This is a genomic window from Parvibaculum indicum (assembly GCF_011762095.1).
Classification (GTDB): Bacteria; Pseudomonadota; Alphaproteobacteria; order Parvibaculales; family Parvibaculaceae; genus Parvibaculum; species Parvibaculum indicum.
This window is the reverse complement of record NZ_JAASQO010000001.1, coordinates 309,462-329,511: the sequence shown is the minus strand read 5'-3', so window position 1 is coordinate 329,511 and position 20,050 is coordinate 309,462. Positions and strand designations below refer to the sequence as shown.

At 62.8% G+C, this 20,050-nt stretch carries 20 protein-coding genes and 1 riboswitch; of the genes, 7 read left to right on the top strand and 13 right to left on the bottom strand.

Annotated elements, in window-relative coordinates; translation table 11 throughout:
* Positions 1–58 precede the first annotated feature (58 nt).
* Both clpA and FHS78_RS01625 read left to right on the top strand, forming a co-directional pair.
* Complete coding sequence (clpA, locus tag FHS78_RS01630; RefSeq protein WP_167089606.1) at positions 59–2,476, top strand: ATP-dependent Clp protease ATP-binding subunit ClpA; 2,418 nt, start codon at positions 59–61, stop codon at positions 2,474–2,476.
* Positions 2,477–2,750: 274 nt separating this feature from the next.
* Complete coding sequence (locus tag FHS78_RS01625; protein WP_167089604.1) at positions 2,751–3,116, top strand: VOC family protein; 366 nt, start codon at positions 2,751–2,753, stop codon at positions 3,114–3,116.
* Between the two features lie 51 nt (positions 3,117–3,167).
* On the opposite strand, the gene FHS78_RS01620 is transcribed toward FHS78_RS01625, so the two are convergent.
* The 5 genes from FHS78_RS01620 to FHS78_RS01600 form a co-directional block, all read right to left on the bottom strand.
* Positions 3,168–4,064 carry a CE1 family esterase gene (locus FHS78_RS01620; protein ID WP_167089601.1) on the bottom strand — a complete coding sequence of 299 codons (897 nt, stop codon included), beginning with the start codon at positions 4,062–4,064 and terminating at the stop codon, positions 3,168–3,170.
* A 17-nt stretch (positions 4,065–4,081) separates the two neighbouring features.
* Positions 4,082–5,722 carry an SMP-30/gluconolactonase/LRE family protein gene (locus tag FHS78_RS01615; protein ID WP_167089599.1) on the bottom strand — a complete coding sequence of 547 codons (1,641 nt, stop codon included), beginning with the start codon at positions 5,720–5,722 and terminating at the stop codon, positions 4,082–4,084.
* 70 nt (positions 5,723–5,792) lie between these two features.
* Positions 5,793–6,212, bottom strand: coding sequence for an HIT domain-containing protein (locus FHS78_RS01610; RefSeq protein WP_167089597.1), 420 nt, complete (start codon positions 6,210–6,212; stop codon positions 5,793–5,795).
* Between the two features lie 3 nt (positions 6,213–6,215).
* Complete coding sequence (locus FHS78_RS01605) at positions 6,216–7,415, bottom strand: GNAT family N-acetyltransferase (protein WP_167089595.1); 1,200 nt, start codon at positions 7,413–7,415, stop codon at positions 6,216–6,218.
* 57 nt (positions 7,416–7,472) lie between these two features.
* On the bottom strand, positions 7,473–7,940 hold the full coding sequence (locus FHS78_RS01600) for a RidA family protein (RefSeq protein WP_167089593.1): 468 nt from the start codon (positions 7,938–7,940) through the stop codon (positions 7,473–7,475).
* 153 nt (positions 7,941–8,093) lie between these two features.
* Here FHS78_RS01600 and aguB point away from each other — a divergent pair, with 153 nt between their 5' ends.
* Entirely contained in the window at positions 8,094–8,966 is an 873-nt protein-coding gene (gene aguB / locus FHS78_RS01595; RefSeq protein WP_167089591.1) for an N-carbamoylputrescine amidase, read from the top strand.
* Between the two features lie 15 nt (positions 8,967–8,981).
* On the opposite strand, the gene FHS78_RS01590 is transcribed toward aguB, so the two are convergent.
* The gene (locus tag FHS78_RS01590) at positions 8,982–9,698 is read right to left on the bottom strand and encodes a GGDEF domain-containing protein (protein ID WP_167089589.1); all 717 of its coding nucleotides are present in this window, start codon (positions 9,696–9,698) and stop codon (positions 8,982–8,984) included.
* A gap of 211 nt (positions 9,699–9,909) precedes the next feature.
* A riboswitch (cobalamin riboswitch) is annotated at positions 9,910–10,115 on the top strand.
* 117 nt (positions 10,116–10,232) lie between these two features.
* On the opposite strand from FHS78_RS01590, the gene FHS78_RS01585 reads away from it, so the two are divergent.
* Positions 10,233–10,772 (top strand): hypothetical protein, encoded by a 540-nt coding sequence (locus tag FHS78_RS01585; protein WP_167089587.1) that lies wholly within the window; start codon positions 10,233–10,235, stop codon positions 10,770–10,772.
* 34 nt (positions 10,773–10,806) lie between these two features.
* On the opposite strand, the gene FHS78_RS01580 is transcribed toward FHS78_RS01585, so the two are convergent.
* Positions 10,807–11,772 (bottom strand): 2-hydroxyacid dehydrogenase, encoded by a 966-nt coding sequence (locus tag FHS78_RS01580; protein ID WP_167089585.1) that lies wholly within the window; start codon positions 11,770–11,772, stop codon positions 10,807–10,809.
* A 93-nt stretch (positions 11,773–11,865) separates the two neighbouring features.
* Here FHS78_RS01580 and FHS78_RS01575 point away from each other — a divergent pair, with 93 nt between their 5' ends.
* A complete protein-coding gene (locus FHS78_RS01575; RefSeq protein WP_167089583.1) occupies positions 11,866–12,693 on the top strand; it encodes an EipB family protein in 828 nt (275 codons plus the stop codon).
* 1 nt (position 12,694) lies between these two features.
* On the opposite strand, the gene FHS78_RS01570 is transcribed toward FHS78_RS01575, so the two are convergent.
* From FHS78_RS01570 to FHS78_RS01555, 4 genes are all read right to left on the bottom strand, one after another.
* Entirely contained in the window at positions 12,695–13,990 is a 1,296-nt protein-coding gene (locus FHS78_RS01570) for a DNA polymerase IV (protein ID WP_167089581.1), read from the bottom strand.
* A complete protein-coding gene (locus FHS78_RS01565; RefSeq protein WP_167089579.1) occupies positions 13,987–14,895 on the bottom strand; it encodes an ROK family protein in 909 nt (302 codons plus the stop codon). The genes FHS78_RS01570 and FHS78_RS01565 overlap by 4 nt, the downstream gene beginning before the upstream one ends.
* 61 nt (positions 14,896–14,956) lie before the next feature.
* Positions 14,957–15,640: a hypothetical protein gene (locus tag FHS78_RS01560; protein WP_167089577.1), complete on the bottom strand. Its 684-nt coding sequence runs from the start codon at positions 15,638–15,640 to the stop codon at positions 14,957–14,959.
* Positions 15,641–15,648: 8 nt separating this feature from the next.
* Entirely contained in the window at positions 15,649–15,927 is a 279-nt protein-coding gene (locus FHS78_RS01555) for a DUF3572 domain-containing protein (protein ID WP_246220295.1), read from the bottom strand.
* A 309-nt stretch (positions 15,928–16,236) separates the two neighbouring features.
* Here FHS78_RS01555 and FHS78_RS01550 point away from each other — a divergent pair, with 309 nt between their 5' ends.
* The gene (locus FHS78_RS01550; RefSeq protein WP_167089572.1) at positions 16,237–16,602 is read left to right on the top strand and encodes a response regulator; all 366 of its coding nucleotides are present in this window, start codon (positions 16,237–16,239) and stop codon (positions 16,600–16,602) included.
* Positions 16,603–16,611: 9 nt separating this feature from the next.
* Complete coding sequence (locus FHS78_RS01545; RefSeq protein WP_167089570.1) at positions 16,612–17,985, top strand: PleD family two-component system response regulator; 1,374 nt, start codon at positions 16,612–16,614, stop codon at positions 17,983–17,985.
* A 529-nt stretch (positions 17,986–18,514) separates the two neighbouring features.
* On the opposite strand, the gene rpmG is transcribed toward FHS78_RS01545, so the two are convergent.
* Both rpmG and FHS78_RS01535 read right to left on the bottom strand, forming a co-directional pair.
* Positions 18,515–18,682 (bottom strand): 50S ribosomal protein L33, encoded by a 168-nt coding sequence (rpmG, locus tag FHS78_RS01540; protein ID WP_167089568.1) that lies wholly within the window; start codon positions 18,680–18,682, stop codon positions 18,515–18,517.
* Positions 18,683–18,790: 108 nt separating this feature from the next.
* Entirely contained in the window at positions 18,791–20,050 is a 1,260-nt protein-coding gene (locus FHS78_RS01535) for an MFS transporter (protein WP_167089566.1), read from the bottom strand.

Here is a 20,050-nt window from a genome sequence, read left to right as displayed (position 1 = left end):
TTTTTGCATGTAGCGTTGAGCGTCCGGAAGGCGCCTCAGCAGAAGGGAAGGTCTAAAAGTGCCGACATTTTCTCGTAGTCTCGAAGATGGCCTTCACCGAGCGCTCGCCCTGGCGAATGACCGCAGTCACGAATATGCGACGCTGGAGCATCTCCTGCTGGCCCTGGTGGACGACCAGGACGCGGCCGCCGTCATGCGGGCCTGCAATGTCGATGTCGACCTCATCCGCCAGCAGCTCACCAATTATGTCGACAACGAACTTTCGAGCCTGGTGATCGAGGATGGCGACGACGCCAAACCGACCGCGGGCTTTCAGCGCGTCATCCAGCGTGCCGTCATTCATGTGCAGTCGTCGGGCCGCGAAGAGGTGACGGGCGCCAATGTGCTTGTCGCCATGTTCGCCGAGCGCGAGAGCCATGCCGCCTATTTCCTGCAGGAACAGGACATGACGCGCTACGACGCCGTGAACTACATCAGCCACGGCATTGCCAAACGCGCGGACATGAACGAAAGCCGGCCCGTGACGGGCGCAGGCGAACAGGCGGAGGAGGGCGAGCGCCAGCGCAACGGCAAGGAACGCTCCTCCACCGAGGCGCTCGATGCCTATTGCGTGAACCTCAACGAGAAGGCCAAGGCGGGCAAGGTCGATCCGCTGATCGGCCGTGAGCGCGAGGTGGAGCGTACCATTCAGATCCTTTGCCGCCGCTCGAAGAACAACCCGCTCTTCGTGGGCGATCCGGGCGTCGGCAAGACCGCCATCGCGGAAGGGCTTGCCAAGCGCATTGCCGATGGCGATGTGCCGGATGTGCTGAAGGACGCGACCATCTTCTCGCTCGATATGGGCACGCTGCTCGCGGGCACGCGCTATCGCGGCGATTTCGAGGAGCGGATCAAGGCCGTCATCAAGGAGATCGAGGCCTATCCGGGCGCGGTGATGTTCATCGACGAAATCCACACCGTTATCGGCGCCGGTGCGACGAGCGGCGGGGCGATGGATGCCTCGAACCTGCTGAAGCCGGCGCTTGCCAGCGGCACGCTGCGCTGCATCGGGTCTACGACCTACAAGGAATACCGCCAGCACTTCGAGAAGGACCGGGCTCTTGTCCGCCGCTTCCAGAAGATCGACGTGGCGGAGCCGAGCGTGGCGGACTCGATCAAGATCCTGAAGGGCCTCAAGCCCTACTTCGAGACCTTCCATAAGATCCGCTACACGAACGACGCCATCAAGACGGCGGTAGAACTGTCGGCGAAATACATGCATGACCGCAAGCTCCCCGACAAGGCGATCGACGTGATCGACGAGGCGGGCGCTTCGCAGATGCTGTTGCCGGAATCGCGCCGCAAGAAGACCATCGGCGTCGGCGAGATCGAAGCCGTGATTTCGACCATGGCGCGCATACCGCCGAAATCCGTGTCGAAGAACGATACGGAGAAGCTGCGCGATCTCGATACCGAGCTGAAGCGCGTGGTGTTCGGGCAGGACAAGGCGATCGATGCGCTGGCCGCTTCGATCAAGCTGGCTCGCGCGGGCCTGCGCGACGGCGAGAAGCCGATCGGTTCCTATCTCTTCTCCGGCCCCACCGGCGTTGGCAAAACCGAAGTGGCGCGTCAGCTTGCGTCCATCATGGGCGTGGAGATGCTGCGCTTCGACATGTCGGAATATATGGAGCGGCATACCGTGTCGCGTCTCATCGGCGCGCCGCCCGGCTATGTCGGGTTCGACCAGGGCGGCCTGCTGACCGACGGCGTGGACCAGCATCCGCATTGCGTGCTGCTGCTCGACGAAATCGAGAAGGCGCATCCCGATCTCTTCAACATCCTGTTGCAGGTGATGGATCACGGGAAGCTGACCGACCATAACGGCAAGAAGATCGATTTCCGCAATGTGGTGCTCATCATGACCACCAATGCGGGCGCGTCGGAAGCGGCCAAGAATGCCATCGGCTTCGGCCGGGCGAAGCGGGAAGGCGAGGACGAGGATGCGATCAAGCGCCTGTTCACGCCGGAGTTCCGCAACCGTCTCGACGCGGTGATCCCCTTCGGCCAGTTGCCGGAAGCGGTCATTGCGCAGGTCGTCGAGAAGTTCGTCATGCAGCTCGAGGCGCAGCTTGCCGACCGCAACGTCACCATCGAGCTGACGCCGGAGGCCAACAAATGGCTGGCCAATCGCGGCTATGACGAGCAGATGGGTGCGAGGCCGCTTGCCCGCGTCATCCAGGAGAGCATCAAGAAGCCGCTGGCGGACGAGGTTCTCTTCGGGCGGCTCATCAAGGGCGGTCACGTCAAGGTCGGGGTCGATGCGGAGAAGGACGAGCTGTCCTTCGATATCGAGGAAACCCCGCCCAAGGCGACGCCGAAGCGCAAGCCCGGCCAGAAGAAGGGCGGCGGCAGGTCCGGCGATTCCGGCCCGAGCGATACGGGATCGGGCGATTCCGGCGGCGGCAGCGTGCCGAAGGTGCCGCTGCTGACGGAGTAATCGCCCCGACAGGAAGTCTCGAAGACCGCCGGAGATTTATTCTCCGGCGGTTTTTTTACGTTCCATGCCGGGCGGACGGGAAGCCGGTCACGACAAAGTGCATTTCGATACGTGTTTTGTGCGCTATCGTGCCGATGGCAGCATCGCAGGGCTTTGCGACTCGATTTGCGTCGTGATCCTGCGGGACGGTCATTGGCGGGAAGCGAGGTCCGGCTTCGCACCGCACTGTCCTCGCTGCCGGAAACAAGAACAGACCTCCAGGGAGAGAATTCCGATGATCGGATATGTAACGGTAGGCACGAACGACCGGGCGCGGTCCAAGGCGTTTTACGAGCCGCTGATGGCCGAGATGGGCGCCAAGCAGCTCATGGAGAGCGACCGCTTCACCTTCTGGGGTACGGGCGAGGGCGCGATGCTGGGCGTTTTCGTGCCCTACGACCAGAAGGAAGCAAAGCCCGGCAATGGCAACATGGTGTCTCTGGCCATGCCCGACCGCGCGAAGGTCGATGCGATGCATGCCAGGGCGATGGAACTTGGCGCGCCGGACGAAGGCGCGCCGGGCGAGCGGATGCAGGGGTTTTACGGCGCCTATTTCCGCGACCCGGACGGCAACAAGATCTGCGTCTTCAAGATGGGCTGAGGCTTTCAGCCTTCACGACATCGAACCTCGGCGGGCAACTGCCGGGGTTTTCTATTGTGCGCGGGCACGGGGCTTGAAGAAGTTCCAGATTATCCGATTGGCGCTGAAATCCCGCGTGACGGGTCCGAGCAGCATGCGCGCGATGGGCCCGCGAGAACCGCCGGGCCAGCTATGGTCGCCACCTTCGACCGTGATGCCGATGACGGCGGTATCCGCCGGACAGTCGAACACGGTCTCGGTCGATCTCATGCCGTCACGGGCGGTATCGGGCAGAGGCGCCGTCGCGGCCATTTGCGAGCAGTCATTTGCCCGTGCCCATAAGCGGAGCGTGTTTTCATGGCCGATGACGCGCCCGCGATCTGTCCACCCCTTGCCGACGGGGCCGCCCTTATAGGGGACCATGCCATCATCTGTTCCGTTGACGAGCAGGACGGGCAGAGGCTGCTTTACCGGACAGGGCACGTCTTGTGGCTGGGAAGCAGCGACCACCGCGATGGCAGCGAATAGCCCCGGCGCGGTACATGCCATGTGTAACGTCATCATGCCGCCATTCGACATGCCGGTGAGATAGATGCGGGACGGGTCGGCAAGACCTTCGGCAACAAGCGTCCGGATCAGCGCTCTCAGGAAGCCTGTATCGTCAGATGCGGCGCCGCGTTCGTCCTTTCGTCCATCGTTCCAGAAATGGTCGATGGCTTCGGGATAGATGGCAAGGATGCCGTGTTCCCTGGCGAAGTCCCCGAAGCCGTTATAGGCCGCCATGCGTTCGGCGCCGCCACCGCCGCCATGCAAGACGATGACGGTCGGTGCGGGAAGGGGGAGATCGGCGGTGCGAAAGATCAGGTAGTTGCGTTCAGTGCCGTCCACATCGATGGTTGCGGCGCGGGCGGCGGTAACACCGGCAAGTGAGAGGAGACAGAGACAAGCGGCAAGCCGAATGATCTTCATTGTCTCCTCCCGAACCTCTAGTTGGCGCCGGTTTCTCTCAAACGGAATATCCGGGCCTCGATATCGGACGAGAAATAGATGTCGCCGTCGGGGCCCACGGAGATGCCGGTGGGAACATATGAGGAGGGCAGTTCGGCCGGCCCCTTCAGGCCGATGGGCAGGTCGGCCCGTAAAACCTCTCTGGTGCCGCTTTCCGGATCGACGGCGACGATGCGTTTCGCGCCGACCTCGGCGATGATGAGTTTGCCGTCCGGCGCGATGTCGAAGCCTTCGGGCGCGTCGAGATCGGCGACCAGCACGGTCCGTTCTCCGCTTTCCGGGTCGATGCGCGAGATGACGCCGCCCTCGGTCTCGCTCACATAGATGGAGCCGTCGCCCGTCGCCATCATGTATTCGGGGCCTTCAAGGCCGGTGACGATTTCGGTGCGTGCGTCGGAATGTTCCGGATCCACCATGAGGAGGCGGCCTTTGGCATATTCGGCCACGACGATGCGACCGTCCGTCATGGCGATGGCGGCGCTCGGCGTGATGAAGCCGTGCATGAGGGCGATGGATTTACCGGCTTCCTGATCGAAGACCTGCACGGCGCCCGAGGTAAGCCCGGCCACGGTGACATGGCCGTTGGCGACGGCGACATTGAGCGGGTAGTCGATATCGCCGCTCCACATGCGCGCGATTTCTTCCATCCGGCCGCTGGCGAGATGAAGTTTCCGGAAGGCGAAACCGTCGGCGATATAAAGCACATCCTCGCCGCTTTCATTGGCGCGCGCGATGCCGCCTGCCACGGCCAGCGGACCGGAGACGACCGTGCGGGATTTTCCGTTCCGGATGTCCACCGCGATGACGGCATTATCCGCCATGTTGGTGATGAAGAGGTTGCCGCCATTGTCGAAGGCGAGATTGTCGATGGCGGGTTTTACTTTCGCCACGACCTCTTTCGAGCCATCCGCGGGGTCGACGCGCACGACTTCGCCGCGCTGCGTATCGACGGCGAAGAGTTTTCCGTCGGGGCTGAAATTGACGGCGGCGGGGATGCCGAAGCCGTCGGCGACGACATCGAGCGTTGCCTTGTCCACGTCGACACGGGCGATTTCGCCCTTGTCCCAGAGCGGTCCATAGAGCTTGCCGTCGGGGCCGAAGTCGAACCCGTTCAGGCCGCCCATGCCTTCCATGATCTTGCGCGGCGATTTCTGGCCTGTGGGATCGAGTTCATAGAGCGCGTCGCCCAGAAAGACCTGGGTTGCGAAAAGGCGTCCGTCATCGGTCCAGGCGATGGAGTTGATGCCGTGCAGGCCTTCGGCGATCGTCGTCACCGTACCGTCGGGTTTGCGGGCATGGACCTTGCCGTCGATGAAGGCGGTCCAGGCGAGCGTCCCGTCGGGGCCCTGTTCCAGATCGTCCGCCATGCCTTTGGGCGGACCTTCGTAAACGGCCGTGGCGCCGGTTTCCGGATCGACTTCGTAGATGCTGCGGCCGATCACGCTGCCCGCCAGCATGGTGCCATCCTTTTCGACGGTGATCCCGTGAATGCCATGAAAGGGAGAGGGGGCCGTGACCTCTTCCATCGAAAAGCGCTGGGCGGGCGTTTCCTTCTTTTCTTCGCAGGCGGTAAGCAGCAGCACCGACGCGGCGCCTATGCCGACAGCCAGTGCCGTCATTTTTTTTGTCTTCATATTTCCCCACATGCCGCGGCGATTTCGCTTTCCGCGGCCCCCGATAAAAGCCGTTTCAGTCCAGCGCGGCGATCACGCGCTCGGCATGTTGTTTCAGAATATCCATATCGGCCATCTGACGTGCATGCAGTTTCAGGTCGATCCCCTCCGCGCGCGGAATGATGTGCGTATGGATGTGGAACACGGTCTGTCCGGCGGGTGCGCCGTTCAGCTGTGCGATCATGATGCCCGGCGCGTCGAAGGCCTTCTTCACCGCCGCGGCGACCTTTTTCGTCGTCCGTGCCATGGCGGCGGCGTAATCGGCATCGAGGTCGAACAGGTTTTCCGCCTCGGATTTGGGGATGACAAGCGTGTGGCCCTCCGCCTGCGGCATCACATCCATGAAGGCGAGGGTCATGTCGTCCTCATAGACCTTGAAGCAGGGTGCCTCGTCTCGAAGGATTTTGGCGAAAATATTGTTCTTGTCATAGGCCATGGATCAGAAGTCGTCCTCTTCGCGTTGTATTGCGTCGTTATCGTGCCGAAAGGGGGCGTATTCGCCAAGCGTTTCGATGTCGTGCTCGACATACTGGCGTTCGCGCTCCAGATATTCGCCGACAGCATTTCGGAAGCTCTCATTGGCGATCCAGTGCGCGCTATGGGTGCGCGAGGGAACGTAGCCCCGGGCGAGCTTGTGTTCGCCCTGCGCGCCGGCCTCGACCCGCTGCAGCCCTCTGTCGATGGCAAAGTCGATGGCCTGATAGTAGCAGCATTCGAAATGCAGAAAGGGATGGTGCTCCACCGCGCCCCAGTTGCGCCCGTATAGCGCGTCGGAGCCGATCAGGTTCAGGGCGCCGGCGATGTAGCGGCCGTCGCGCTTTGCCATGATGAGCAGAATGTCTTCCGGCATGCGCTCATTGACGATGCTGAAGAAGGACCGGGTGAGGTAGGGCGAGCCCCATTTGCGTGCGCCCGTATCCATATAGAACATATAGAAGGCGTCCCAGTGATCCTCGGTAAGGTCGCTGCCCGTCACCCATTCGATCTCGATACCGTTTTCCAGCGCGCGTTGTCGTTCCTTGCGGATGTTCTTGCGCTTGCGCGAGGACAGATCGGCGAGGAAATCGTCGAAGCTGCCATAGTCGCGATTGTGCCAGTGGAATTGCTGGTCGGTGCGTTGCAGCAGGCCCCGGTCGCCGAGATAGTCCCATTCCTCTTCGGTCAGGAAGGTTATGTGCAATGACGAAGTGCCGAGCCGGTTGCCGACTTCGATGCCGCCCGCGATCAGCGCGTCCCGGGAGGCGTCCATGGCGGGGCCGGGCGGCACCAGAAGCCGCCGTCCCGTCACGGGCGTGAAGGGGATGGATACCTGCAATTTGGGGTAGTAACTGCCGCCTGCGCGCTCGAAGGCGTCCGCCCAGCCATAGTCGAACACATATTCGCCCCGGCTATGGCTCTTCAGATACATGGGCATGGCGCCGGCCACGCTGCCTGCGCCGTCTTCGAGCAACAGGTGGTAGGGCAGCCAGCCGGTTGCGCGCGTGGCGGAGCCGCTTTCCTCCAGCGCGGAGAGGAAAGCGTGGCGCAGGAACGGGTTGTAGGGCTCGCCCGGCGGGTTGGCGCAGGCATCCCACGCCGCCGGATCGACCTCCGACAGGCTGTTCACCGCTCTGATAATGGCTTGTTCCGCGTCACCCATAAGCGTGAATCTAGTCGAGAGAGGCGCGGACGCAAAATCGGCAGGCGGACCGGGCCGTCACGCGATTTCCGCTACCGCTTCGATCTCGGTCGTCATCTGAAAGGGAAGGCTTGCCATGCCCACGGCGGAGCGGGCGTGGCGGCCCTTGTCGCCGAAGATCTCCACCAGCAGATCGGAGGCGCCGTTGATGACGGTGGGGTGCTGGTCGAAATCGGGGGCGCAGTTGACGAAGCCCGTCAGCTTCACGATGCGCGTCACCCGGTCCAGATCGCCGCCACAGGCTTCCTTGAGCTGGGCAATCACGTTGAGGGCCGTCAGGCGGGCCGATTTCGCCGCGGTTTCGGCGGTCTGCTCGGCGCCGACCTTGCCGGTATATTCAAGCCCGTTCGGCCCGACGGGCCCCTGGCCGGAAATGAAGACCTGATTGCCGGTGATGACGAAGGGAACATAGCTGCCGGCGGGCGCCGACGCCTTGGGCAGGTCGATCCCGAGTTCCTTGAGGCGCGTTTCTATCTGTCCACCCATGTCCTTCTCCCTTTGTCGCATGTTGGCTTCGACCGTCTTTATAGCGAAGCGGCTCCGGCCCGGCGAGGGCCGTTCGACAAGATGACGCCTGTGCAGAGCGATGTCGAAGGCCTATATTTCCGGCCTTGGGATGTCATTCGAGGATGATGCGTCATGCGGGAAGTCACATTCGCGGCCACGCAGATGGCCTGCAGCTGGGCGCGGGACGAGAATGTCGATCGCGCGGTCTCGCTGGTACGGGAAGCGGCGGAGAAAGGCGCGCAGGCGATCCTTCTGCAGGAGCTTTTCGAAACGCCCTATTTCTGCAAGGAACGCAAGCCGGAGCATTTCGAGCTCGCCGCTGAGGCGATGGAGCATGAACTCATCCAGCGTATGCGCGATCTGGCGAAGGAGTTGAAGGTCGTCCTGCCGCTTTCCTTTTTCGAGCGCGCGCATCATGCGCATTTCAATTCGCTGGTGATGATCGACGCGGATGGCGAGGTGCTGGGCCTTTATCGCAAGAGCCATATTCCCGACGGGCCGGGCTATCAGGAGAAGTACTATTTCTCGCCCGGCGATACCGGCTTCAAGGTCTGGGATACGGCCTATGGGCGGTTCGGCGCGGCGATCTGCTGGGATCAGTGGTTCCCGGAAGCCGCGCGCGCCATGGCCGTGCAGGGGGCGGAGGCGCTTTTCTATCCCACGGCGATCGGGTCGGAGCCGCCGCCCGCGCCGCCCATCGACTCGCGCGATCACTGGCAGCGCGTCATGCAGGGCCATGCGGCGGCGAATATCGTGCCGCTGGTCGCGTCGAATCGGATCGGGAAGGAAGTCGGCGAGGAATGCGAGCTGACGTTTTACGGGTCGTCGTTCCTGTCGGGTCCGACGGGCGAGATCGTGGCGGAGGCCAGCCGCGACAAGCAGGAAGTCATCACGGCGACATTCGACCTGGACGAAATCCGCAAGCGCCGCGTCGGCTGGGGCCTTTTCCGTGACAGGCGTCCGGAGCTGTATCACCCCATTTCGGCTCATCACGGGAAACCGTGAGCGCGGTCTCTAGCGTCATTCGTGCATGGTGAAGGGTACGATGCGCGGGCGTTGCTTCTTGGCGCGGTACATGGCGCGGTCGGCGCGTTCCATCAGTTCGTGACCGTCCGTCTCGCCGTGATAGGTCGCGGTGCCGAGGCTTGCCTTGACCGGCAGTTCGACATTCGAATAGACGGCCTTCAGCGAGTTGATGCCGCGCACGATGTCGCGGGCGCGTTCCCTGGCGGGGCGGATGTCGGCGCGCACGAAGATCAGCGCGAATTCGTCGCCGCCCAGACGCGCGGCGAAATCGGTCGCGCGAACGCTCCGCTTGAGATAGGCGCCCACGGCGCGCAGCACTTCGTCGCCCGCGGCGTGACCGTGTTCGTCGTTTACCGCCTTGAAGCCGTCCAGATCGATATAGGCGAGCACGCCGGTTTCGCTGTAGCGCGTGGCGCTCATCAGATTGCGGTGAAGGATGTCGTGGAAGCCGCGCCGGTTGAGAAGGCCGGTCAGTTCGTCGGTCTGGCTCAGCGCCTCCAGGCGGTGGACGCGCTCATTGAGTTCCATGATGCGGGTTTCCGCTTCCCGCGCATAGGCAAGCGCGCGTTCCATCAGATGGCGGTCCGCGCCGCTGGAGGGGCTCGCCGACATCATGTCGCGAAAGCGTGCGGTCAGAGAATCGGATCTTTCGCCCACGACGTCGGGAGACGCATAGCTTCCCATCGCCCCCAGATGATTTGTTCGTGCCATCTCTGTGTCCCCCCGATCAGGTCCCTCGTATCGTTGGTACGGGACCAGTCCTGGATTTCAGCCTGACTGGCAGGAAGCAAGCACCTTGCCAAAGTTAAAACGCACAGTTTTCTGCGAAAAAATGCCGTCAAGGTTCCGGTAAGCAGGTAATTGCTGCCGGGCATGGGGCGCCCGCTGGGAAGTTGTTTCCTTGACACGCGCGTCTGGATCGCCACTCTCGGGCCGTTACGGCGTCCCGCCCCCATGGCGGGACGAGGGAATCCGGTGCGTTCTTTCCATGAACAAGGCCGGAGCTGCCCCCGCAACTGTAAGCGGCGAGCGATTGCCCATGATCTGCCACTGGTGCCGGTGCATCGGGAAGGCGGGCCATCGCATTGAGCCGCGAGCCAGGAGACCTGCCGTAACAAGACGATGTTCATTCCTCGGGCGGGGTGCTCCGAAGGCTGACGGCAGGCGGCGTCATCCGTTTTCCTTTCAGGCCTTCATGCATTCCCCCGACGAGAGCCCGGGTGGGGCGGAAAGGAAGACGTAGAGATGAATGATAACCGGCAATGGATTCTGTTCGGTATCCTTGGCGCGGCGAGTGTGGGGTTGAGCTATGTGTTCACCTGCGCGACGCCGTTTGCGGCGCTGGCAACGGTCGCCGCCCTGAATATGAGCCGTCGCGACGGATTGTTGCTTGTCGGCGCGGCGTGGGGCGTCAATCAGGCGATCGGTTTTGGCCTTCTCGGCTATCCGCTTGCGGCGAGCACGTTCCTCTGGGGCGCTGCGATCGGCGCGGGGGCTTTGATGGCGACGCTGGCCGTTTTCCAGATACGATCCGTCATCTCGCGTTTCGGCGATTTCGGTTCCGCGGCCTTTGGGCTGATGGTGGCTTTTCTCGCATATGAAGCGGTGCTTTATATGACGGCGATGGCCATGCAATCGGGATTCGGGGCCTTCACGGGCGAAATCATGCGGGAAATTTTCGCTGTGAACGTGCTTGCGCTGGCGGGGCTCATGGCGCTGCAAAAGGCCGCGGCATATGCCGGTATCGCAGGGGACGGACGCGGCAGGCCTCACCCCGCGGGGTAAACCCGATACAAAGGCCGGACGATCTTTCTGCCCGTCAGGCGGTCACGAGATCGCCCGGCCTTTCTCCCTTGAAGAAGGCGTCGAGATTGTCGAGTGCGCGTTCGGCCATGGCCGTTCGGGTGCTGAGCGTCGCACTGCCGAGATGAGGCAGCAGGAACGCATTGGGAAGGTCCAGATACCCTTTGTGGAAGGCCGGCTCGTTGTTGAAAACGTCGAGCCCGGCGGCGGCGGGCCGTCCCGCCTTCAGCCCGGCGATCAGTGCATCGTCGTCCACAATGTCGCCGCGCGCGGTGTTCACCAGCACGGCATCGTCCGGCAGCAAGGCGAGGCGCGCGGCGTTCACCAGCCCCCGGGTTTCGGGCGTCGAGGCGCAGTTGATCGACAGCACATCCGCCACCCCGAAAAGCGTGTCCGGCGTTTCATGGTAGATGGCGCCCTCGGCCTCGCTCTCATCGAGCGCATGGCGATTGTGGTAGTGGATTTCCATACCGAAGGCACGTGCCTTGCGCGCCACCGATTGGCCGATGCGGCCCATGCCAAGAATCGCCATGCGTTTGCCGCTGACCTCGATGCCCAGCATGCCGGTGGGCGACCAGCTTTTCCATTCTCCCTCTCTCAGCATGCGTTCCGCCGAAGAGGCGCCGCGCGCCGCGCCCAGCATCAGCAGGATGGCGATTTCGGCCGTCGCCTCCGTCAGTGCGTCCGGCGTGTTGGTCACCGCGATGCCGCGCGCTTGCGCGGCGGCAACGTCGATATGGTCGTAGCCGACCGAGGCGGTGGCGATGATCTTTACCGAAGCGGGCAGGGCGTCGATGGCGGCGGCGTCGAGCCTGTCGGTTACCGTGGGCAACAGGGCGTCGCAGCCCCGGGCGGCCTCGACAAGCTCCGCCGTCGTTATCAGCCGGTCGTCTTCATTGAGACGGAGTTCATAGGTATCGGAGGCGCGGGCTTGCGCCTGCTCGGGCCATTTCCGGGTGATGAGGATTGTCGGGCGAGCCATTGTTCCATCCGCGATCTGCAAACCATAGATGATTGGTGTAGGCTCTCAGGCCGCGCCGGGGCAAGGCCCCGGGCTCTTTCGGGATCGAGATTCATGTATGTGAAACGCCTTCTTTTCGCCGCCGCCCTTGTCGTTGCGGGCTTTGCCGGCCTGAGCCCTGGGGCGGGGGCCGCGCCGCTGCAGATGCACAGGGCGATCTACGACCTTTCGCTGCTGAAGGCGGATTCGATGAGCGATATCGCCAATGTTTCCGGGCGCATGGTCGTGGAGTGGCGTGGCGGCCCGTCCTGCGACGGTTACACCTCGCTCCAGCGGGTGGTCACCGATATGCGTTCCGAGGAAAGTCTTTCGCGTAACGATGTCCGCCTCAGCACCTGGGAAGCGCTTGACGGCAAGAGCTTTCGCTATGAGCGCCTCACCTATTTCAACGGACAGCGTTCGGAAAAGGTAAGCGGGCGCGTCGACAGCGATCCGGCGGCGGACACGGCCATGATTGCCATTGACGGGGAGCCGTCCGTGCCGCTTTCCGGCGCGGTGCTGTTTCCCGCCGCGGCGAATATCGCGCTGATCGAGGCGGCGCAGGCGGGCGAAAAGATCGTTGCGCAGAAAGTGTTCGACGGGGCGGAGGATAATGCGACGCTTTCCTCCGCGTTCATCGGCGAACCCGTTCAGCCCGGCAAGGAGGCCCGTCGGGTCAAGATCGTCAATGCGCAGGCCGGCAAGCAACTGACGGGGATGAAGGCCTGGCCGGTACGGGTCTCCTATTTCGAGGATGGGCCGGGCGACAGCGAGCCCGAATTCCAGATGGTTTTCCGTCTCTATCCCAATGGCGTCGTGACGAGGCTCGAACTGGACTATCCGGATATGTCGCTTGCCGGTCATCTGGTGGGGCTGGAATATTTCCCGGCAGGGAGCTGCTGACCTATTTCTTCGGCAGCGTCCGCCCGGAGATGATGGCGTCCTTGCCGAATTTGGCACGCAGCCTGTCCATGGCGCGTTCGGCGTCTGCGCGTCGCATGGAGCCGGGGTCGAGCATGTCGGGCGGGTCGGCCAGATCGCCGTCGGTGAGTTGGGAAATGCCGACGCCGATGAGGCGGAACGGGGTGCCGTCCGCTTCGCGCACCAGCATGGGCGAGGCCGTACGGTAGATGCGGTCGGCAAGCTGGGTAGGATCGTGCAGCGTCTGGTTGCGGGTGCGTGTCTTGAAGTCGCCGGTCTTGAGCTTCAGGACGATGGTCGATCCGGCAAGGCCGGCCTCCTTGGCGCGCGCGGATACTTTCTCGCAGAGTTTCCACAATGTGCGGTCGAGTTCGGCGCGCGATGAAATGTCGGTCGGGAACGTGATCTCGGTGGAGATGCTTTTGGTTTCATGCGAGGGCTCGACGATGCGCGCATCCTGCCCGCGCGCCAGCCGCCAGAGCCTGCGGCCCATGACGCCGTAGCGGGCCATCAGGTCGTTTTCATCCATATGCTGAAGCTGGCCGATATGGGTGATCCCTTGCGCGGCGAGTTTCGCGTTCAGCGATTTTCCCACGCCCCAGATCATGGAGACGGGTCTTTCGGCGAGGAAGGCGATGGTTTCCGCCTTGCCGATCACGGAAAAGCCGCGCGGCTTGTCGAGGTCGGAGGCCATCTTGGCGAGGAACTTGTTGTGGCTGAGGCCGATCGAGGCGGTGATGCCGATATCGGTTTCGATCCGTTTCACCAGCTTCGCGGCGCTGATCGCCGGGCTTGCATGATGCAGGCGTTCGGTGCCGGAAAGGTCGAGAAAGGCCTCGTCGATGGATACCGGCTCCACCAGCGGCGTCAGATCGCGCATCAACGCGCGGACCTCTTTGGCGACGGCCGCATATTTCGTCATGTCGGGTTTCATCACCACGGCATCGGGGCAAAGGGCTTTGGCCTTGAACATGGGCATGGCGGAACGAACGCCGCGAATACGCGCAATGTAGCAGGCGGTGGAAACGACGCCGCGCGTCCCCCCGCCGATGATGAGCGGCTTGTCGCGCAAATCGGGATTGTCGCGCTTCTCCACCGATGCGTAGAAGGCGTCGCAATCCATATGCGCGATGGCGAGGCTGTCGATTTCGTCGTGCCAGACGAGGCGCGGGCGTTTGCAGGCCGGGCAGCGGGCGACGCGGCCCGTGAGGCGCGTGAAGCAGTCGCGGCAAAAGCCGGGTGTCCGGTCTTCTTCTCCTTCTTCTGTCTTTTCGGTCATGGTGTCTGCCTTTCCGGCCAGAGCCATGCCGCGCCGCGCACGCCCGAGGCGTCTCCATGACGGTGACGTTCTATCCGTGTACGCACCGTGTCGGAAAAGACGTAAGAGGGGAGAAGGTCGGGCAGCAGCGTGTAGAGGGCTGCGATATTCGACATGCCGCCGCCCAGCACCACCATGTCGGGATCGAGGATATTGACGACCGATGCCAGGGCGCGGGCAAGGCGGTCGGCATAGCGGCGGATTGCGTCGGCGGCTTTCGGGTCGCCTGCCTGCGCGGCGCGGGCGATTTCCTCCGCCGTGGCGTCGCGGCCCGTATCCCGCGCGAAGGCGGCGGAAAGGCCGGGGCCGCTCGTCCATGTTTCGATGCAGCCCTGCTTGCCGCAATAGCAGTCAGGGCCGGGCAATTCCTCTTCGCGGGGCCAGGGCAGGGGATTGTGTCCCCATTCTCCGGCAATCGCATTGGGGCCGGAGAGAAGCTGGCCGTCATGCACGATGCCGCCGCCCGTTCCGGTTCCGATGATGACGCCGAACACGGTGCGGCAGCCTGAGCCTGCGCCGTCCTTTGCCTCGGAGAGTGCAAAGCAATCGGCATCGTTGGCAAGGCGAACCTCCCGGCCCAGCCGGTCTTCCAGATCGGTTGCGAAGGGATGGCCGATGAGCCATGTCGAGTTGGCGTTCTTGACCAGTCCGCTGGCGGGCGAGATGGCGCCCGGCATACCGATGCCGACGGAGCAGCGCTCGCCGCAATCGGTTTCGAGATGCGCCACCATGCCGCGAATGGCGTTCAGCGTGTCGTCATAGTCGCCGCGCGGGGAGGGGATACGCTGTCTTGCGCGCACATTCCCCCCGGCATCGAGAACGATGCCTTCGATCTTCGTTCCTCCGAGGTCGATGCCGATCCGCATGGCGGAGACTCAAAATCCGGTTGTCGTTTGCAAAGGGCAGAATAGCGGTCCGGTCGCCCCGTCAGAAGCCTTCCGCGGCCAGCTTCTCTTCGATGAAGGCTTTTGCCTTGTTCCAGTCGGTGGTGTGGAAATGGCTGTCCTTTGCCGGGCCCAGCAGTTTCGCCAGCCGTTCATCCGCGATGAAGTGAATGCGGTACGAAGGTTCATGTGCCTCTGCCACGGAGGAGATGTTGGGCGGCAGGTCATCGAGAAAGAAGACCGGCGCCTCCACCAGTTCGGCCAGCCTGCGGACCGGACCGCCCTTCAGGCCCTGATTGGCGATGACGGGATAGTCGAGGCCCTGCGCGGCCAGATTGTCGATCCTGGCGCGGCGTTGCGTCAGGGGCAGGTTGGACAGCACCACCACCTGTGCCCGCTTCGACAGACCGGAAAGGGCCTCGGCGGCGCCTTCGACCGCTTCCAGCCGGTGGGTTTCGGTGTCGAAGAAGCGTTCGAGCAGGGCCGGCATCTCTTTCGGCGGCACGGGTTCGTTCGTGCCGCGATGCTTGATATTGCCGGAAAGGGCGAAGCTTTGAAGGTCGATCCAGAGGTCGTTCGCCTCCAGATAGCGCTCCAGCCCTTTCAGGAAGGCCACCAGCACCTCGTCGCAATCGGTGACGATGAGGGGGCGGCCGCGTTCCAGCGTCAACTCGTCGAGCTGCGCGGGGACGCTTTCGTGAAGGGCAAGCGGATCGGGCGATGTCATGCGGGGCTTTACGTCCAGTTCACGTGTTCGCCGCCGGGCAGGGCATGGCGGGCGGCCAGCGGGGTTTCGGGCGACAGCCCCTCGGCGGCGCAGAACGCCAGCACGCGCTCGTCTTCCATCAGCAGGAAGTCGAGGACGCCGATGAGAAAGCCCGGCTCGTTCAGGCGCTCGCGCAATTCGTCCGGCGAGAGGCCGGACTGAGCCAGAAAGGCGCCCATCAAATCCTGATCGTGCGCCATGAAGGTGAGCGCCTTGATGGCGATCGTTTCCGCGCGGTCGCGTTTCAATGTTCTTCTCCCTCGGGAAACCTCAACCGAATCCCGATTTTCCGTCGCAGATCTCCGGGAGACCGGTCCTTGCGCAGTTGTTTTTTGCATTTTGAGCGAGAAAGACCGCTCGCATTAATCTCGAGTTTAGCGTGAATTGCGAATATGGGGGCTCTGGAGGCAACAAGCGCGGTTTTTCCCCGATTCCGGCCATTGATAAAGAGTTGGTTAAGGATGTCGGGGGCACTATCGGGCTGATCCTGCCAGTGAATCGCGGGGATACCCCTCGCCGGTTTCGAGGTAAATTGGAGTTTCGGAGCGATGGACGCTATGTCGAAGAAAGTCCTGATCGTGGAAGACAATGAGCTTAACATGAAGCTCTTTCACGATTTGCTGGATGCCCACGGCTACGAGACGCTGCAGACGCGAGACGGTATCGAGGCCCTCGAAATCGCCAGGGAAAACCGTCCGGACCTGATTCTGATGGACATCCAGCTTCCGGAAGTTTCCGGACTCGAGGTCACGAAGTGGATCAAGGAAGACGACAGTCTCAGAGCGATACCCGTCGTTGCCGTTACAGCGTTTGCGATGAAGGGCGATGAAGAAAAGATCCGTGAGGGTGGGTGCGAGGCCTATATCTCCAAACCCATTTCCGTGACCCAGTTTCTGGAGACGGTTAAACGGTTCCTCGGCTGAGGTGAGCTTGTGACGGCCCGCATACTGATAGTCGACGATATTCCGGCGAACCTGAAGCTTCTCGACGCGAAGCTGACGGGCGAATATTTCGAAGTGTTCGCCGCCAGTTCCGGGCCGGAAGCCCTGGAGGCCGTGAAGGAATGCCAGCCGGACATCATCCTTCTCGATGTGATGATGCCGGGCATGGACGGGTTCGAGGTCTGCCGCAGGCTCAAATCCTCCTCCGAGACCGAACATATTCCCGTCATCATGGTCACCGCGCTCGACCAGCCCAAGGACCGTGTCCAGGGGCTGGAGGCAGGGGCCGACGATTTCCTGACCAAGCCGGTCAACGACCTGGCGCTCTTTGCGCGTGTGCGCAGCCTCGTTCGCCTGAAAATGGTGACCGACGAGTTGCGTCTGCGCGATGCGACGGGCCAGCGCATCGGCGCTTTCACCGCCAGGGAAGGGGCGGAGATGCTCCTGAAGGAGCCGGGCCGATTCCTCGTTATCGACGACAGGCCGTCCTCCTTGCGGCGCATCACCGACACGCTCTCCTCGGAACATACCGTCATGGTGTCGGAAACCCCGGACGAGTTGATCGAGCTGGCCGGCAACGGCAATTTCGACATGTATATCGTGAGCCTCACGCTTGAGCAGCATGACGGGCTTCGCCTGTGCTCGCAGCTCCGCTCGCTGGAGGCGACGCGACAGACGCCGATTCTGGCTATCGTCGAGGAAGGCGATACCGCGCGGCTCGTCCGAGCGCTGGATATGGGCGTGAACGACTATCTGGTCCGTCCGGTGGAGCGGAACGAGCTTCTGGCCCGTTGCCGCTCGCAGCTTCGCCGCAAGCGCTATCAGGACTTCCTGCGCGACAGGTTCCAGCAGGGCATGGAACAGGCGGTGACCGACCCGCTGACCGGGCTTCACAATCGGCGATATATGGAAGGCCATCTGGAATCGCTCGTCGGTGACGCCGCGCATACCGGCAAGCAGGTTTCCCTGCTGATCTTCGACATCGATCACTTCAAGGCGGTCAACGACACCTATGGGCATCCGGCGGGCGACGCCGTGCTGCGGGAGTTCGCCCAGCGGATCGCTCACAATGTCCGTGGCGTGGATCTGTGCTGCCGGCTGGGCGGCGAGGAATTCGTTGTCGTGATGCCCGATACGGATGCGGATTTCGCCAAAGTGGTGGCGGAGCGGCTGAGGGTCTGCATCGCGTCGCGGCCTTTCGCTCTCGACGATGACGCAACCGTGCTCGATGTGACGGTATCGATCGGTCTTTCGACCACGATCGGAGGCGGTGACAGCCCGTCGGACCTGCTGTCCCGGGCCGATGACTGCCTCTACGAAGCCAAGCGCAGCGGTCGCAACAAGGTTGTCGCCCAGGCGGCCTGAGCAGGCATTTTTCCGCGGATTCGTCCCGAAAATGGACATTTAGATCTGGCCGCTTCAGGCATTGGATGAAGTGGGGCGGCCGTTTGTTAACCTTAATTTTTTAATATGTTTCAAGCCTCTGGGCTTTGACTTTATCGTGTCACTTTATCCCTGTTGCAAGACATGGTAATTTTTTTCTAAACGCGGAATCTCGTTGCCGCACAGTCTCCCGCCCTTGCTGGGGGGTGAGGCGGATAGACGAACGGCAACGAAACGTGTCCCCGTGGGGTGCTCAGGTCCGCCGCATCTCCTGGGTCCGCGGGGCACGGCCGGTCGGGGCGTGGTAGTGGAGTGGCCTCCTCTGATACCCGCATAATTTCCCGGCCGGCCACCCCCCCCGGTGGAGGTGGCGAAGAGGCATTGAGAGGCGGAATGACGAAAGGCCGGTCCCTGGGACCGGCCTTTGTCGTGTCTGCGCCGATTTTTCGTCGGTTCGGAAACCGTGAAAGAGGGCGGATATGAAAAGAGCAGGCCGTGGCCTGCTCTGATCTTATTTGATTTTCGTCTCTTTGAACTCGACATGCTTGCGAGCGATGGGGTCGTATTTGCGGACCGTCATCTTCTCGGTCATCGTGCGGCTGTTCTTCTTGGCAACGTAGAAGTAGCCCGTATCCGCCGTGCTCTCGAGCTTGATCTTGATCGTGGTCGGCTTCGCCATGGCGCGAAATCCCTGTGGTTGCGCGGGGTTTAGGGACCCTCGCGGATGGTCGTCTCGCAATCTGAGGATGTGCGTGTTGGCGGGAGACTACTCGTGCGCCCTGCGAAGTCAAGAGCCCGATTTTCCGGGCGTTTCGCCGGGAAAACCGGTGTTGGCGGGGCCTTTCGGGCCGGTGAAGTAGCGCCAGCCCGCCACCAGCAGATAAAGCCCGCAAATCCCCCCTATGGCGATGACGAGGCCATGCGGGTCCCAAAGCTCCATCGCATAACCCGAAACGGGTGGCCCGGCGAGCGCGCCCACCGAATACATGATGACGAAGGCGCCATTGGCGCTGGCCAGGTCCGCGCCCCGGAATCGCTCGCCCAGCAGGGTGAGGCCCACCGTGTAGAGGCCCACCACCACGCCGCCAAAGACGAAAAGCGTCGGTGCGAAGGTCCAGATCGAGCCGGAAACGGCCGGAATGGCCAGAGCGCCGATCATGCCTACGGCGGCGCAGACCATAAGGACGAGCCGCCGGTCTGTGCGGTCGGCCCAATAGCCGATGGGGATCTGGAAGAGGATATTGCCGGCCGCGAAGATCGACAGGACGAAGGCCGCCGACTGTTCCGTCATGCCGATGCGCACGGCATAAACGGGAAGAAGGTTGAAAACATCCGTCTCGGTCGCGCCATAGACGAGGCCGGCCAGCGTGGCGGCGGGCGCCACCAGCACGAAGCTCAAAAGGCCCCGGCTCGGCCGTTCCGTCAGGCGGGGGGCGAGGCCGCGGCCGAAAAAGACCAACGGGATGCCGGCGGCGAGAATGACGAGCGATATGGTGACGAAGGGGGTTGCGCCTTGCGTGCCCACAAGCGCCAGCAGGATGGGGCCGGAGGCGAAGCCCGCGGAGAGTACCGTGCCGTAAATGCCGATCATGCGGCCGCGCGCTTTTTCGTCGGCCAGCGAGTTGACCCAGAATTCGCTCACCACGAAAAGGCCGGTGAGGCCGATGCCGTTCACGAAGCGGATGGCGAACCAGAGCCAGACATTCGGAAAGAGATAGTAACTCGGCATGGCCAGGCCGCAGATGAGGATACATCCCAGCAGGAAGGGGATGATCGGGACGCGCTGCAGAATGGCCGGTATGAAGGGCGTGAAGGCGAGCGTCGCGAGGGCGGGCATGGCCGTGTTGGCGCCGATCAGCGTGCCGGAAAGCCCCTCACGCTCCATCATCAGCGCGAGAAGGGGGATCGAGACGCCAAGCCCCATGCCCACGACCGAAATACAGGCGATGACGGCGATGAGGCTGTTTCGGCGCTGACGGGGCGTCAGTTCGCCCTGCCGCATCCCGGGCGGGACTTCCATGGTCAGCGTCTGTTGCGTGTCGTCCAT

What these genes read in the sequence shown, in the direction of transcription:
- FHS78_RS01625 (WP_167089604.1), top strand. Translation starts at nt 2,751, where the DNA reads ATGATCGGATATGTAACGGTAGGCACGAACGACCGGGCGCGGTCCAAG.
- FHS78_RS01580 (WP_167089585.1), bottom strand. Translation starts at nt 11,772, where the DNA reads ATGGCTCGCCCGACAATCCTCATCACCCGGAAATGGCCCGAGCAGGCG.
- FHS78_RS01600 (WP_167089593.1), bottom strand. Translation starts at nt 7,940, where the DNA reads ATGGGTGGACAGATAGAAACGCGCCTCAAGGAACTCGGGATCGACCTG.
- FHS78_RS01570 (WP_167089581.1), bottom strand. Translation starts at nt 13,990, where the DNA reads ATGACCGAAAAGACAGAAGAAGGAGAAGAAGACCGGACACCCGGCTTT.
- FHS78_RS01585 (WP_167089587.1), top strand. Translation starts at nt 10,233, where the DNA reads ATGAATGATAACCGGCAATGGATTCTGTTCGGTATCCTTGGCGCGGCG.
- FHS78_RS01550 (WP_167089572.1), top strand. Translation starts at nt 16,237, where the DNA reads ATGTCGAAGAAAGTCCTGATCGTGGAAGACAATGAGCTTAACATGAAG.
- FHS78_RS01605 (WP_167089595.1), bottom strand. Translation starts at nt 7,415, where the DNA reads ATGGGTGACGCGGAACAAGCCATTATCAGAGCGGTGAACAGCCTGTCG.
- FHS78_RS01560 (WP_167089577.1), bottom strand. Translation starts at nt 15,640, where the DNA reads ATGACATCGCCCGATCCGCTTGCCCTTCACGAAAGCGTCCCCGCGCAG.
- aguB (WP_167089591.1), top strand. Translation starts at nt 8,094, where the DNA reads ATGCGGGAAGTCACATTCGCGGCCACGCAGATGGCCTGCAGCTGGGCG.
- FHS78_RS01610 (WP_167089597.1), bottom strand. Translation starts at nt 6,212, where the DNA reads ATGGCCTATGACAAGAACAATATTTTCGCCAAAATCCTTCGAGACGAG.
- FHS78_RS01575 (WP_167089583.1), top strand. Translation starts at nt 11,866, where the DNA reads ATGTATGTGAAACGCCTTCTTTTCGCCGCCGCCCTTGTCGTTGCGGGC.
- FHS78_RS01590 (WP_167089589.1), bottom strand. Translation starts at nt 9,698, where the DNA reads ATGGCACGAACAAATCATCTGGGGGCGATGGGAAGCTATGCGTCTCCC.
- FHS78_RS01535 (WP_167089566.1), bottom strand. Translation starts at nt 20,050, where the DNA reads ATGGACGACACGCAACAGACGCTGACCATGGAAGTCCCGCCCGGGATG.
- FHS78_RS01620 (WP_167089601.1), bottom strand. Translation starts at nt 4,064, where the DNA reads ATGAAGATCATTCGGCTTGCCGCTTGTCTCTGTCTCCTCTCACTTGCC.
- FHS78_RS01565 (WP_167089579.1), bottom strand. Translation starts at nt 14,895, where the DNA reads ATGCGGATCGGCATCGACCTCGGAGGAACGAAGATCGAAGGCATCGTT.
- rpmG (WP_167089568.1), bottom strand. Translation starts at nt 18,682, where the DNA reads ATGGCGAAGCCGACCACGATCAAGATCAAGCTCGAGAGCACGGCGGAT.
- FHS78_RS01615 (WP_167089599.1), bottom strand. Translation starts at nt 5,722, where the DNA reads ATGACGGCACTGGCTGTCGGCATAGGCGCCGCGTCGGTGCTGCTGCTT.